The 13,531-nt window shown below is 44.0% G+C and carries 16 protein-coding genes; 7 read left to right on the forward strand and 9 right to left on the reverse strand.

Annotation, left to right across the window (positions count from 1 at the left end):
* Positions 1 to 85 precede the first annotated feature (85 nt).
* The 3 genes from AXI59_RS04610 to ispG all read left to right on the forward strand — a co-directional run bounded on the left by AXI59_RS04610 (position 86) and on the right by ispG (position 2,491).
* Positions 86 to 850, forward strand: a complete 765-nt coding sequence (locus AXI59_RS04610; RefSeq protein ID WP_082791725.1) for a DUF1189 domain-containing protein — start codon at positions 86 to 88, stop codon at positions 848 to 850.
* A gap of 88 nt (positions 851 to 938) precedes the next feature.
* Positions 939 to 1,241 (forward strand): LysM peptidoglycan-binding domain-containing protein, encoded by a 303-nt coding sequence (locus AXI59_RS04615; protein ID WP_061522017.1) that lies wholly within the window; start codon positions 939 to 941, stop codon positions 1,239 to 1,241.
* 131 nt (positions 1,242 to 1,372) lie between these two features.
* Complete coding sequence (gene ispG / locus AXI59_RS04620) at positions 1,373 to 2,491, forward strand: flavodoxin-dependent (E)-4-hydroxy-3-methylbut-2-enyl-diphosphate synthase (RefSeq protein WP_197464685.1); 1,119 nt, start codon at positions 1,373 to 1,375, stop codon at positions 2,489 to 2,491.
* Positions 2,492 to 2,516: 25 nt separating this feature from the next.
* Here the strand turns inward: ispG and AXI59_RS04625 are convergent, their stop codons facing one another.
* Entirely contained in the window at positions 2,517 to 2,900 is a 384-nt protein-coding gene (locus tag AXI59_RS04625) for a DUF308 domain-containing protein (RefSeq protein ID WP_156476227.1), read from the reverse strand.
* A 132-nt stretch (positions 2,901 to 3,032) separates the two neighbouring features.
* Between AXI59_RS04625 and AXI59_RS04630 the strand changes: the two genes are divergently transcribed.
* Positions 3,033 to 3,614 (forward strand): 5' nucleotidase, NT5C type, encoded by a 582-nt coding sequence (locus AXI59_RS04630; protein ID WP_061527532.1) that lies wholly within the window; start codon positions 3,033 to 3,035, stop codon positions 3,612 to 3,614.
* A gap of 65 nt (positions 3,615 to 3,679) precedes the next feature.
* On the opposite strand, the gene zur is transcribed toward AXI59_RS04630, so the two are convergent.
* Both zur and AXI59_RS04640 read right to left on the reverse strand, forming a co-directional pair.
* Positions 3,680 to 4,090 (reverse strand): zinc uptake transcriptional repressor Zur, encoded by a 411-nt coding sequence (gene zur / locus AXI59_RS04635; RefSeq protein WP_061521928.1) that lies wholly within the window; start codon positions 4,088 to 4,090, stop codon positions 3,680 to 3,682.
* Between the two features lie 122 nt (positions 4,091 to 4,212).
* A complete protein-coding gene (locus AXI59_RS04640; RefSeq protein ID WP_061521927.1) occupies positions 4,213 to 5,094 on the reverse strand; it encodes a YitT family protein in 882 nt (293 codons plus the stop codon).
* Between the two features lie 118 nt (positions 5,095 to 5,212).
* Between AXI59_RS04640 and AXI59_RS04645 the strand changes: the two genes are divergently transcribed.
* Positions 5,213 to 5,467 carry a DUF2624 domain-containing protein gene (locus tag AXI59_RS04645; RefSeq protein WP_061527533.1) on the forward strand — a complete coding sequence of 85 codons (255 nt, stop codon included), beginning with the start codon at positions 5,213 to 5,215 and terminating at the stop codon, positions 5,465 to 5,467.
* Between the two features lie 27 nt (positions 5,468 to 5,494).
* Here the strand turns inward: AXI59_RS04645 and AXI59_RS04650 are convergent, their stop codons facing one another.
* Both AXI59_RS04650 and AXI59_RS04655 read right to left on the reverse strand, forming a co-directional pair.
* On the reverse strand, positions 5,495 to 6,388 hold the full coding sequence (locus AXI59_RS04650) for a deoxyribonuclease IV (protein WP_061527534.1): 894 nt from the start codon (positions 6,386 to 6,388) through the stop codon (positions 5,495 to 5,497).
* Positions 6,389 to 6,398: 10 nt separating this feature from the next.
* A complete protein-coding gene (locus AXI59_RS04655) occupies positions 6,399 to 7,715 on the reverse strand; it encodes a DEAD/DEAH box helicase (RefSeq protein WP_061521924.1) in 1,317 nt (438 codons plus the stop codon).
* Between the two features lie 166 nt (positions 7,716 to 7,881).
* Here AXI59_RS04655 and vrrA point away from each other — a divergent pair, with 166 nt between their 5' ends.
* Both vrrA and AXI59_RS04665 read left to right on the forward strand, forming a co-directional pair.
* Positions 7,882 to 8,607 carry a VrrA/YqfQ family protein gene (gene vrrA / locus AXI59_RS04660; protein WP_061521923.1) on the forward strand — a complete coding sequence of 242 codons (726 nt, stop codon included), beginning with the start codon at positions 7,882 to 7,884 and terminating at the stop codon, positions 8,605 to 8,607.
* 122 nt (positions 8,608 to 8,729) lie between these two features.
* Complete coding sequence (locus AXI59_RS04665; RefSeq protein WP_061521922.1) at positions 8,730 to 9,674, forward strand: 4-hydroxy-3-methylbut-2-enyl diphosphate reductase; 945 nt, start codon at positions 8,730 to 8,732, stop codon at positions 9,672 to 9,674.
* Positions 9,675 to 9,693: 19 nt separating this feature from the next.
* Here AXI59_RS04665 and AXI59_RS04670 read toward each other — a convergent pair whose 3' ends face one another.
* From AXI59_RS04670 to rpoD, 4 genes are all read right to left on the reverse strand, one after another.
* Positions 9,694 to 10,815 carry a Nif3-like dinuclear metal center hexameric protein gene (locus AXI59_RS04670; RefSeq protein ID WP_061527535.1) on the reverse strand — a complete coding sequence of 374 codons (1,122 nt, stop codon included), beginning with the start codon at positions 10,813 to 10,815 and terminating at the stop codon, positions 9,694 to 9,696.
* A complete protein-coding gene (locus AXI59_RS04675) occupies positions 10,808 to 11,458 on the reverse strand; it encodes a tRNA (adenine(22)-N(1))-methyltransferase (RefSeq protein ID WP_240491488.1) in 651 nt (216 codons plus the stop codon). Before AXI59_RS04675 ends, AXI59_RS04670 begins: the two co-directional genes overlap by 8 nt.
* A gap of 182 nt (positions 11,459 to 11,640) precedes the next feature.
* Complete coding sequence (cccA, locus tag AXI59_RS04680; protein WP_061521920.1) at positions 11,641 to 12,003, reverse strand: cytochrome c550; 363 nt, start codon at positions 12,001 to 12,003, stop codon at positions 11,641 to 11,643.
* A 343-nt stretch (positions 12,004 to 12,346) separates the two neighbouring features.
* Positions 12,347 to 13,468, reverse strand: a complete 1,122-nt coding sequence (rpoD, locus tag AXI59_RS04685) for an RNA polymerase sigma factor RpoD (RefSeq protein ID WP_061521919.1) — start codon at positions 13,466 to 13,468, stop codon at positions 12,347 to 12,349.
* Positions 13,469 to 13,531 lie beyond the last annotated feature (63 nt).

Raw genomic sequence — 13,531 nt, forward strand, 5'->3', positions numbered from 1 at the left:
TCCTGCTTTAAATACTCTCACTTGTGTTCATCCCCGGTGAACGATACAATAAGCAACATATACCAGTTTAGGCTAGGAAGTGAAGATGTTGAACATATTTACGGCTTTATTCAAAAGTACATACTCTCCGAGAGATATTGCAAAAACACGGTTTCAAGGGATAGGGAAAGCGATCCTTTACGTATTTTTGCTGTCTCTCCTTTTTACGCTCCCGAGCGCTTACTACCTTTGCTCCGGCACCGTGAACTCAATGAACGGTTTCAAAACCGTGTTAGAGAAAGATTTCCCTGATTTCACGATTTCAAACGGAGAATTAAAAACCAAAGCGGCAGCACCAAAGGAATCTGAAGCTAACGGATTTGTCATGGTGTTTGACCCTACAGATGCCTATGGCACTAAACAAATAGAAGCTAAGCAAAACGCGATAGGCATTCTGAAAAATAAAATGGTGCTTGCGATAGACGGACAGGCAACAGAAATGAATTATTCATTAATGCCGGCGGATCTGACAAAAAAAGAGATCATGTCAGCCTTAAACCAGAATAAAACAATGATTGTCACCGTTCTTTCCATATTGCTATACATCATTACATCCGCCGGAAAATTTATTGAAGTATCATTCCTTGCCGTAATCGGCCTATTTCTGAAAAACGCCCAAAGAAAAACACTGAACTATCAGCAGCTTTGGAAGCTATCGGCATATTCAATTACGCTCTCCACCATATTTTTCACCATTATGCGGGCGTTGGTTATTACGGTGCCGAGTGAATTTATAGTAAATTGGTTTGTAAACTTTATCATCCTGTTTCTCGTCTTAAAAGAGATACCGTCAAAAAAAACATCTGATTAAACGGAGACTGCCTAGGCAGTCTTATTTTGTCATGAACAAAATGGGACAAGCATACAATGAAGTAAAACGTATGCGGGAGGCGGATGATATGAAGCGGTTTACCTTTGTTTTCGGCAGTTTATTTGTGATGTTTATTATATTTTACGATCTCAAAATCGGGACCATCCCCTCTCAAGACCGGCCTGTATACGCAGCGGCCGCACAGCCGTCAATACAGGACCCGGCATACAAAACGGTCACTGTCAAAAAAGGGGATACGGTCATGTCGATAGTCGGCGCAAACAAAATGCCTGACGATATCGTAAAAGATTTCGAAGCGCTGAATCCGAATGTAAAAGCAAATGCCATTCAAGCCGGTGCGGCTTATAAATTCCCTGTCTACCGTAATTAAACGTTAATTTCTTGTCAGTTCGGCAAATACACTGTTACAATATAACATGTAAATAGAAGTTGCCTGAAAACGTATGAGGACTGGCTTACAAGCGGTAACTACAATTAAGGAGCGATTGACAAGTGAGTGAAATCACCCATCGTACAAAAACGCGTCCCGTTAAAGTGGGACCTTTAACAATAGGCGGAAATAATGAAGTTGTCATCCAGAGCATGACGACAACAAAAACACACGACGTAGAAGCAACAGTGGCGGAAATCAACCGTTTAGCGGAAGCCGGCTGCCAAATCGTGCGGGTAGCATGCCCGGACGAACGCGCTGCTAACGCCATTGCGGATATTAAAAAACAAATTTCCATTCCCCTCGTTGTGGACATTCATTTTGATTACAAGCTTGCATTAAAAGCCATTGAGGGCGGCGCTGACAAAATCAGAATCAATCCGGGAAACATCGGCCGCCGCGAAAAAGTGGAAGCCGTCGTAAAAGCGGCAAAAGAGAAAGGAATTCCGATTCGGATCGGGGTTAACGCAGGCTCTTTAGAAAAACGGATTTTAGAAAAATACGGCTATCCGACTGCGGACGGAATGGTTGAAAGTGCACTACACCATATTAAAATTTTGGAAGACCTCGACTTTCATGACATCATCGTCAGTATGAAAGCATCTGACGTCAACCTTGCAATTGAAGCGTATGAAAAAGCGGCAAAGGCTTTTGATTACCCGCTTCACCTCGGGATCACAGAATCAGGCACGCTGTTTGCCGGAACGGTAAAAAGCGCGGCCGGACTGGGCGCTATTTTAAGCAAAGGAATCGGAAATACAATGCGTATCTCCTTAAGCGCCGACCCGGTTGAAGAAGTGAAAGTAGCCAGAGAGCTGTTAAAATCATTCGGGCTTGCTTCAAACGCTGCCACGCTTATTTCGTGCCCGACATGCGGACGGATTGAAATTGATCTGATCAGCATCGCAAACGAAGTGGAAGAATACATCTCGAAGGTAAAAGCGCCGATCAAAGTAGCTGTTCTCGGATGCGCCGTAAACGGTCCCGGAGAAGCCAGAGAAGCAGACATCGGCATTGCCGGCGCACGCGGCGAAGGACTTCTTTTCCGCAAAGGCGAAATCGTCCGCAAAGTTCCTGAGGAAACAATGGTCGAAGAACTGAAAAAAGAAATTGACAAGCTTGCTGAAGAGCACTACGCAAAGCTTGAAGCTGAAAAAGCAAAATTACAGCAGGAAACACAAAAAGCTTGACGGATATCCGTCAAGCTTTTTTGTTTTAGAAAAACGGTGTGATAAAGATGCCGAGCACCAGGGAAACAATACCGATTCCCATCGCCCAGCCGCCTAAAGCGCCTGCGCCTCTTCTTCTGGCGATATAGCCGACAATAATGCCGCATGCTCCTAATAAAACAGGAAGCACAAACAGTGAGATGATCGAAAGGGCCAATGCTGCGTACCCTATCCCACGGCCTTCATTAACATTTGTGTCGTCGCGGTCATCATCACGGTCGCTGATTCGGTCAGAAGCACGGTAAGGCTCTGCGATTTCAGCAGCTGTTTCCTCTGAATAAACATCACGCGTTATATCTGTTCCTTCAGAACCATGATCCACATAATAGTTATTGCCTTCGCGTTTTTCGTAATCGTATGCCACCTTCAATTCCCCCTTCTCTTTTATTAAAGGAGCTTTTTTAGTTTTCACCTTTTTTCCGGAATCATGTTTGCTAAACTTTTCTGTTATTGTTAATTGTTTATGTTACACTTGAAGGGATGAAAATATAGGAGTGTGGACATGTTACGTTTAGGTATAGATATTGACGGCACGATCACGGCACAGGATACATTTGTCCCTTATTTAAACCGCTCATTTCACCTTTCCATTACTTTGGATGATATGACTGATTATGATTTGACTAAGCTGCTGAATATAACGGCAGAGGAATTTTGGGAATGGATGAATGTACATGAAGCAGCCATTTATAAAGAAGCAAAACCTGCAGATTTCGCCAAACAAGCGCTGGACGGGCTGAAAGAAGAGCACCGTCTCATATATATTACAGCAAGACGCGATCACTTGGCGGATGTGACGTTAGACTGGTTCACAAGCCGAGACATTCACTATGACCATGTCGAGCTTGTCGGCGGACATCATAAAGTGGAAGCTGTCAAAAAGCATGGCATTGATTTGTTTTTTGAAGATCACCACGGCAACGCGACGATGATCGCAAAAGAAGCCGGCATTCCGGTTATTCTGTTCGACTCCCCTTACAATCAGCTCCCCACCGATTCAAATATTATCAGGGTTAACGATTGGCTCGAAGCCGTTTCATGGATAAACCAAAACAAACACAGCCTTCAGCGGGTAAAAAGCTGAGAAACGGAGCCTCTGTATGTTTCTGCTTAAATAAAAAAACCTCCTGGCGGGCAGGAGGTTTTTTCTTATCGGCACGCAGGACATGTCCCGTAAATTTCAAATTTATGGCCGGTGATCTCATATCCTTCCAAATCATCGTGAAGCTTATCCATCGGACAGGACTCAATTTCCTTCGTTTTCCCGCAGGTTAAACAGATAAAATGGTGATGATGATGGGTGTAAGAGCATGTAAAACGAAACAGTTTTTCTCCGGAAAGTTCTGTCGTTTCCAAAATGCCGAGCTCCTCATATAAAGAAAGATTTCTGTATATGGTATCAAAGCTTAACCCCGGATAGTCATCATTTAATGCGGCAAGCACGTTTTTTGCGGTCAAATATTTATCAGAATCGGCAAAAAGCTGAAGCATGTCTTCACGCTTGCTCGTATATTTATATCCTTTTTCCTTCAGCAGGTTCAACGCTTCTTGTACGTTCATGAGGACCTCCCCTTTACTTCACATATCGCTCCAAAAAGAAAATGGCAGCTGGAAGATCAGCAGGCCATTTTCTTATGATGTATAAAATTATACCTATAAAATTAATAAAAGTAAATGAAAGCCTAGTGGATCGCAGTTTTGAACTTGCCGCCCCTGGTTTCATGGGTATTCATAATCGTAATAAACGCATTTTTATCAATTTCAAAAACAATGGATTTCAGTTTCGTCACTTCCAGCCTTGTCACAACCGCATAAATGACTTCTTTAGATTCATCTGTATATCCGCCTTTTCCCTGAAGCTTAGTGGTTCCCCGTCCAAGCCGATGCAATATAGCGTCTGAGATCTCAGCATATTGCTCTGCAACAATAATGACTGCTTTCGTTTCATCAAGCCCTTGGATGACGGCATCAATCGTTTTCATGGCAATATAGTAAGTCATGAAAGAATACATCGCCTGCTCCGGACCGAACACAAAACCGGCCCAAATAAAAATAAACACATTGATAAGCATAACGAATTCCCCGACTGAAAAGGGCAGCTTTTTTGTGAGAAGGATACCGAGTATTTCCGTACCGTCCATCGAGCCTCCGTTTCGGATGACAAGGCCTACCCCGAAACCGAGCAAAAGCCCCCCGAATACCGTCGCCAAAATCGGCTGGGTCGTGACCGCTTCCACATGGTGCAAAGAGGATTCAATTAAAGCTAATCCGACAATTCCGATAACTGTAGAGATTAGAAATGTTTTTCCGATATATTTATACCCGAAAATCATAAATGGGATGTTGAGTAAAACAACGAATAAAGCGAAATTGAGGATGGGATTGGACATAAAGAGGTGGTCTAAAATTAATGAAACACCGATAATGCCTCCGTCGATAAAATTATTAGGGACCAGAAACAATTCAATACTTACGGCGGCAGAACCCGCCCCGATCAGAATCATAATGACCCTGAAGATAAAGCGTAAAAATGATTCTTTTTTATGTTGTTTATTTGGGGACATAAAATCTCCTTTCCTGTAATAACTATTTTAAATAGTATATATCTCTATTTTACCATTAAAAACTGTAACATTTTAATGATTTGCTCAATACATTATGTCTAAAGAGGTGAAATTGTCGATGATTTTAATTCAAAGAATTATTTTGCAGCGGCTCAATCAGGTCACTGCAGACGATTTGCTGAAGTATTCTAAGCAATACGGCATCAGTCTCACAAGAAACCAAGCTTCAGAAGTAGCGGAACTGATGCACGGTAAAAACATTAATATTTTTGATGAGCAGGAACGCTTACGGCTGCTGAAAAAAGTGGAAACGATAACCTCTAAAGAAACAGCCCGGAAAGTTGACGAACTTTTCAATCAATTCTCAGGTTAAAAAAGGAGGGACGGTTGTCCCTCCTTTTTATTGAGCTAAAATTTTTTCGAGCAGTTCCTCGTCGAACTGCTTTTCTTTCAGCATTTGAATTTCAAAACGGTATGGAGGTTTTTTGTTTTTCTTATCCTCACCTACATACGGCGTTTCAAGGATTTTCGGAATGTCAGCCAGCTGCTCATGATGAACGATATATTGAAGAGCGTCAAAACCGATTTCTCCAAAGCCGATATTTTCATGCCGGTCTTTTTTCGCCCCTCTGACATTTTTACTGTCATTGACATGAAGCACTTTAATTCTGTCGATGCCGACGATTTTATCGAATTCATTCAGGACACCGTCAAAATCATTGGCAACGTCATACCCTGCATCATGCGTGTGGCATGTGTCAAAACAAACGGAAAGATGCTCATTGTGCGTGACGCCTTCGATAATCAGCGCAAGCTCTTCAAAGCTTCTGCCGCATTCAGACCCTTTGCCTGCCATTGTTTCCAGCGCAATTTGAACATTTTGATTCGGGTCAATGACTTCGTTTAAACCTTCGATGATTTTTTTTATGCCCGTTTCTGCTCCGGCTCCGACATGGGCGCCCGGATGAAGTACGATCTGCTTTGCGCCGATCGCTGCTGTTCTTTCAATTTCAGAACGGAGAAAATCAACCCCCAGCTCAAATGTTGCCGGGTTCGTCGTGTTTCCGATATTAATGATATAAGGCGCATGCACGACAATTTCATCGATGCCGTTTTCCTTCATATGGGCGCGGCCCGCCTCGATATTAAGGTCTTCTATTTTTTTACGCCGCGTATTTTGGGGTGCGCCCGTATAAATCATAAACGTATTCGCCCCGTATGAGACGGCTTCCTTACTTGCAGCAAGGAGCATATGTTTTCCGCTCATCGAGACGTGCGAACCTATTTTCAGCAACCCGATTCCCCTACTTTCCTTTGTTAGATTGGTTTCTTCTCTGTTTCCTTTTAATTTTTTCCATTTCATAGCTCATTTTCTTTTTATAGCCCGGTTTCACTTTTTTCGGTTTTTTCACAAGGCGCTGTGCGATTTGGTCCGCCTCATTTTGTGTCTTTTTCCGTTTTTTACGGCGGTGGCGGTCATCACCTTTTTTCCATTCGCCGTTTACAAGCTCTGCATATTCAAACTCAATGCCCATTTTTTCAAGTCTGACGAGCGCATCCTCATCAGAAATCTCATAAATGGTCAGCGCTTGGCCTGAAGAACCGGCGCGTGCCGTTCGTCCGACACGGTGGACATAAAAGTCCAGATCATCCGGAAGCTCATAGTTTATGACATGGCTTACGCCTTTAATGTCAATCCCTCTGGCTGCAAGATCCGTTGCGATCACGTATGTGAATTCAAGATCATTAATCTGTTTCATGACTTTTTTACGCTCACGCGGCGTTAATCCTCCGTGCAGAAGGCCGATTTTCATTCCCTTTTCCGTCAGGTACCGCGCAATATGGTCAGCAGTGTTTTTTGTATTTGCAAAAACGATGCCTAAATAAGGGTTTATATGTGACATCATGTCAAAAAGCAGCTTGTCCTTATCACGCTGTTTGGAAGGGATTAAGACATGCTCGATCTTTTCGGCAGTGATCCTTTTCGGCTCTACATGCGCGTATTTAGGATTCTCCATATATTTTTTCAGAAACGGCTTCAGCTTTTCAGGAATCGTAGCCGAGAAAACGAGCATCTGCAAGTTTTCAGGCATGCGTGATCCGATGTAATCAACGTCTGCTAAAAATCCCATATCAAGCATGAGATCAGCCTCATCAATAACAAGGGCTTCGGCTTTGTAAACGTTCAGTGCCTGTTCCTTAATGAGATCGGCAATGCGGCCCGGCGTCCCTACGACGAGATGAGGCTGTGTTTTCAGCTTGTCGATCGATTTTTGTTTGTCCGTCCCGCCGATAAAGCATTTTGACCGAATCGGCTGGTCTGTTGCACCCTGAGTAATTTTAAGCGCTTCCTGATGAATCTGATTGGCGAGCTCTCTCGTCGGGGCTGTAATAACAGCCTGTACAACGTCAGAAGTTGGATCAATCCGGTTCAATAGAGGCAATAAATAAGCGTGGGTTTTCCCTGTTCCCGTCTGGGACTGCCCTATTACGCTTTCGTTTTTCAATACAGCGGGTATCAGCCGTTTTTGAATATCTGTCGGTTCATAAAAACCGAGGCGGTGAACTGCATCTATAATGAACGGTTTTAAGTTATAAAGTTCAAATTTCGTTTCTTTCATTTTTCCCAGCTCCTTAAAGCGGCACATTATGTGTCCATCATCACATTATAACCGATTTTACTTAAAAACACCATGTCTTGGGGGAAACCTGTTTTTTGAGACCGAAAAGCAAATGCCCCCTTCGATGCATATTGTAATAGCAGAGAGACAGAAAGGAGGTACAAGTATGTTTCCACAGCAGCAGCCGATGAGAAATATAGCGCAGCAGGGCCGGCAGATGATGAACCCGCGGATGATGGGAAGAGGGGCTTCTATGGCAGCCCGGCAGCAATTCATGCAGCCTGCCAGGCAGCTTTTCCCTCAGCAGATTACAGGTGCAGGCGCAACAAACGGCGGCGCAGGCGGAGGTTTAAAAGGAATGCTGTCTAAGTTTTTGCCTGGTTCGGGGGGCGGGGCTGCGTCCGCACCCGCCGCAGCAAGCGGAGGCGCAAGCGCAGGCCTGCAAGGTATTCAGAATTTAGCAAGTCCCGCGTCACTGTCAGGCATGCTCGGCAACGTTCAAAAGGTGCTCGGCATGGCCCAGCAGGTTACGCCAATGATACAGCAGTACGGTCCTTTAGTCCGGAATCTGCCCGCCATGATGAAGCTGTACAGCCAATTAGGCAGCGATGATGATGAGACCGAAGAAAAAAATGAGAGCGACACTGACGAAACAAAAGAAGAAACAGAAACTGCAGAAAAAGGCGAAACAGAAAAAACGTCCGAGACAGATGACGATGCTAAATCGAGCGCCGCTTCTCAAACATCGAAAAAAACATCCAAAAAAACATCCAAAAAAACATCAGCGCAGACTTCAGCCTCGAAAAAAAAAGAAGCGTCAGCGGCTGATTCAGCCGACCCGCCGAAACCAAAAAGAACATCAGGCAGATCGAAGCCCAAATTATATATTTAACATTCTTTGATATCTTACGGAAGATTAGCTATAATGGGATCAGAAGAATGCAAGATTAGAGCCGTTTAACTACGGCTTTTTATATTGCCTCTACACTCACTTTTTGATAGGAGGACATTACATTGGACGTTATCAAAATCTCGCCGCGCGGCTATTGTTATGGCGTCGTTGATGCTATGGTCATTGCCAAAAACGCGTCACTCGATAAAAGCCTGCCAAGACCTATATATATACTCGGAATGATCGTTCATAATAAACACGTCACAGATGCATTTGAAGAAGACGGGATTTACACACTGGACGGAACAAACCGTCTGGAGATTTTAAAGCAGGTGGACAAAGGAACCGTTATTTTTACGGCTCACGGAGTGTCTCCCGAAGTTCGGAAAGCCGCTGAAGAAAAAGGGCTTGTAACGATTGACGCGACATGCCCCGATGTTACGAAAACACATGACTTAATTTTAAAAGTAAAAGCGGAAGGCTATCACGTCATCTATATCGGCAAAAAAGGACACCCTGAGCCTGAAGGAGCCGTCGGCGTCGCGCCTGAAATCGTTCATCTCGTTGAAACAGAGGAAGATGTCAGGAATCTCGATATCCAGGCAGAGAAGTTAATCGTCACGAACCAAACGACAATGTCGCAATGGGACGTCCATGACATTATGGAAACGGTCAAAGAAAAGTATCCTCATGTGGAGTACCATCAGGAAATATGCCTGGCAACACAGGTCCGCCAAGAAGCCGTATCAGAGCAAGCAAAAAAAGCGGACTTAACGATTGTCGTCGGTGACCCGAAAAGCAACAACTCAAACAGGCTCGCCCAAGTGTCAGAAGAAATCGCCGGGACAAAAGCCTACCGGATCGGAGACCTCAGCGAGCTAAAGCTTGATTGGCTCAAAGATGTTCATACGGTCGCCGTTACCGCCGGTGCGTCCACACCGACGCCAATTACAAAAGAAGTGATCCGCTTTTTAGAACAATTCAATCATAACGATGAATCGACTTGGGGTATTGAGCATAATGTGCCGCTCCAAAAAATTCTTCCGAAAGTAAAGATAAAAAACTGAGGCTCCCGCCTCAGTTTTTTTATAAGAAGGTAAATGGATTTGTATCTGTTTCCGAAGCAAAAATACGCACTTCGTAATTTTTCTCTCCGGCCATGGCAGCAAGCTTTTCAGCTACGCCCTTTTTCATGATTTTTTCAGCGTAATGCCCCGGATCAACGACGTTTAATCCCATCATCATCGCGTCATGCGCCACATGAAAATAAAGATCACCCGTCACGTAAACATCTGCGCCTTTGCGTTTTGCCTGATAAATATATTTATTCCCGTCTCCCCCGAGCACCGCCACTTTTTTAACCGTGCTGTCAGGCTCGCCGACCATCCGCACTCCGTTGACGTCAAACTTCTCTTTGACAAACAATGAAAATTCCCGGAGCGTCATCTCCTGCTGGAGTTTCCCGATGCGGCCGAGGCCTTTTTCAAGAGGAGACTGCTCTACAGGATAAATATCGTATGCCACCTCTTCGTACGGATGGCTTTTCACTGCCGCTTTCACGACTGCTTTTTCTAAACTGGCGGGAAAAACGGATTCAAGCCTTACTTCATGGACAAGCTCCAATTCTCCTGTGTGGCCGATAAACGGCTTAGCCCCGTCCAGCGGCTTAAAGCTGCCGATCCCCTCTGCAGAAAACGCGCAATGGCTGTAATTGCCGATATGTCCGGCTCCCGCATTACCAAGCGCCGTTCTGACAGCTTCTTCATAGTCCTTCGGTACATACACGACCAGCTTTTTAAGCGGGTCCGTATACGTCGGGACAAGCACTTCTGTTTCTGTAAGGCCGAGTGCCTCTGCAAGCAGATCATTCACACCGCCGTCAGCTACATCCAGATTCGTATGGGCCGCATATACAGCGATATCATGTTTTAAACATTTTTCAATCAGTCTTCCGGCCGGCTGATCAGTTGTTACCTGTTTAAGCGGCCGGAAAATCGGCGGATGGTGGGCGATAATTAAATCCGCTTGTTTTTCGATGGCTTCATCCACTGTACTTTCCAGAACATCAAGTGTGACCATCACATTTTTCACCGGCTTATTCAGGCTGCCGATTTGCAAACCGATCTTATCACCTTCAACCGCAAAAGCCTTCGGAGAAAATTGTTCAAATAACTGAATGATCTCTTGCCCGTTAATATGTTTAGGCATGACCGATAACCTCCTTTAACAAAGCGATGCGCTCTTTCAGCTCAGCTAATTTTTCATGACTCTGCCCATCTTTCGCAGCACTGCTGATCTGTTCGTAAATATGTTCTGTATGCTTAAGCTCTTGACTCCATTTTTTGATGAAAACTTCATTCTTTTCTTTTAATAAGAACGGTCCTACCAGCATTCCGGCGGCCATTGTCATATGTTGATACGGCGCATTCGGATCTCCGGCTTCTGCGACGAGTATCTCGTAACACTTTCCGTCTTCTTCAAGGATCACTTCATCGATAAGTTCAAAGCCTTCCCGATAAAGCCATTCTCTTATATGAACGGCATGAATATTCGGCTGCAAGATCAGCCGTTCACGCCCCGTTAATTTTGTTTTTCCCGACTCCAAAATATGGGCGATAAGCGCTCCTCCCATACCCGCGATTGTAATGGCATCGGCTTCTCCTTTTTCAATGACGCTTAGCCCGTCGCCTTTTCTTACGGATATTTGAGCGCTTAAGTTCAGTTTTTCCACCTGCTGTTTTGCAGAAAGATACGGCCCGTCCGTGATTTCGCCTGCGATCGCACGGCTGGCCAATTTGTTTAAAACGGCATAGCAAGGAAGATACGCGTGATCCGATCCGATGTCTGCCACCGCCGCGTCACGGGGGATGTACTCCGCTACAGTCTGCAATCTTTTAGATAACTTCATTTCATTCACAATATCACAACTTTTCTCAGGTTCTTTTTCCTTTACTATCATATAAAAAAACCGCCCGGAATCCAAGCGGCGGATAGAGTTTTTCATATGTCTTTTACAGGGCGCCTGCCGGCTGATTATTTAATCCCGGATACCCATTTCGCCATATCGTCAATTTTTTCGGCCGGAACGAGGCCTGCGGGCATTCCGTTGCCGCCTTTTTCAATTCTTGTTTTAATAGCAGCAACATCTTTTCTTTTTCCGACACCTTTTAAGCTTGGACCTGACACGCCTTCATAGTTTTCACCGTGGCAGGTAATACAGTTCGCTTTATAAATCTCTTCAGGTGAAGCGTTTGCAGTTTCCTTTTCATCGGACTTGCTTTCACCGCCGCTTGCGATTTGATGCGCATCCCCATTTCCTTTTACAGACAAAAAGAAAGTCAAACCTATTCCAAGCACCGCAATCAGCAAAAAAGGAATCAGCGGATTCCATTTCATGTCTCCATCCCCCTTTTTCATTCTCCCCCTATGTAAACACTTCTAATTCTAACTTATTTTTACAAAAAGTAAATGGATTTGCAAAGCAATTTCATTGATTTCACAATTTATACAAAAAAGAAAAATAACTGATTTGTTTATCCAAAATTATCTTTATTCTATTGTATAATGAATTGTATACGCTTACAATAAGGAATATAAATAAACTTTCTTACTCATTCCCCTCCGTACATACTGCATTTTAGCCGAAGCCCATTTGCAAATCATATGCTTATCCAGTAAAATAAAGGTATATTATCCATATATCTTTTCAAATAAAAAGAACGGATCAAAAAGACCCGTTCTATTCGAGAAAATCCTTCAGGCGTTTGCTTCTGCTTGGATGTCTCAATTTACGAAGCGCTTTTGCTTCAATTTGACGAATACGCTCTCTCGTTACTCCAAATACCTTGCCGACTTCTTCCAGCGTTCTTGTACGTCCGTCATCAAGCCCGAAACGGAGACGCAACACGTTTTCTTCACGATCTGTCAACGTATCCAGCACATCTTCCAGCTGCTCTTTTAACAGCTCATATGCCGCATGATCCGACGGAGACGTCGCTTCCTGGTCTTCAATGAAATCACCGAGATGTGAATCGTCTTCTTCACCGATCGGCGTTTCTAAAGAAACAGGCTCTTGAGCAATCTTTAAAATTTCACGGACTTTTTCAGGCGTAAGATCCATGTCCTCGGCAATCTCTTCCGGTGTAGGCTCTCTGCCTAAATCCTGAAGAAGCTGGCGCTGCACACGGATTAATTTGTTGATGGTTTCAACCATGTGAACAGGGATACGAATCGTTCTCGCCTGGTCAGCGATGGCGCGTGTAATCGCCTGTCTGATCCACCAAGTTGCATACGTACTGAATTTATATCCTTTACGGTAGTCAAATTTTTCGACAGCTTTCATGAGACCCATGTTTCCTTCTTGAATCAAGTCTAAGAAAAGCATGCCGCGGCCGACATACCGTTTAGCAATGCTGACAACTAAACGAAGGTTTGCTTCAGCCAGTCTGCGTTTAGATTCCTCGTCACCTTCTTCAATTTTTTGAGCGTAGGTGATTTCTTCTTTAGCAGAAAGAAGATTTACCCGTCCGATTTCCTTTAGGTACATGCGGACTGGATCATTGATCTTTACACCAGGCGGTACACTGAGGTCATTAAGGTCAAATTCTTCTTCGGCTTTGGCAAGCTGTTGAATATTAGGATCTTCTGTTTCTTCATTTTCACTAATTAATTCAACACCTTGTTCTCCTAAAAATTCATAATACTCATCCATTTGGTCTGATTCAATTTCAAAGCTGGACATGCGTTCAGCAATTTCTTCATATGTTAAAACGCCACGTTTTTTCCCGGCTTCTGTCAATTGGTCTTTTATTTGGTCTAGTGTGAGTTCTGTTTCTGTTTCGTGGGTTTGTTTATCAGCCATTATGGATCCCTCCTTCCAAAGCTTGCAACGAATTCTAAAAGCGGTATGTTTCTTATCCGTCCC

Origin of the sequence: Bacillus nakamurai (assembly GCF_001584325.1) — a bacterium.
GTDB classification, from domain to species: Bacteria; Bacillota; Bacilli; order Bacillales; family Bacillaceae; genus Bacillus; species Bacillus nakamurai.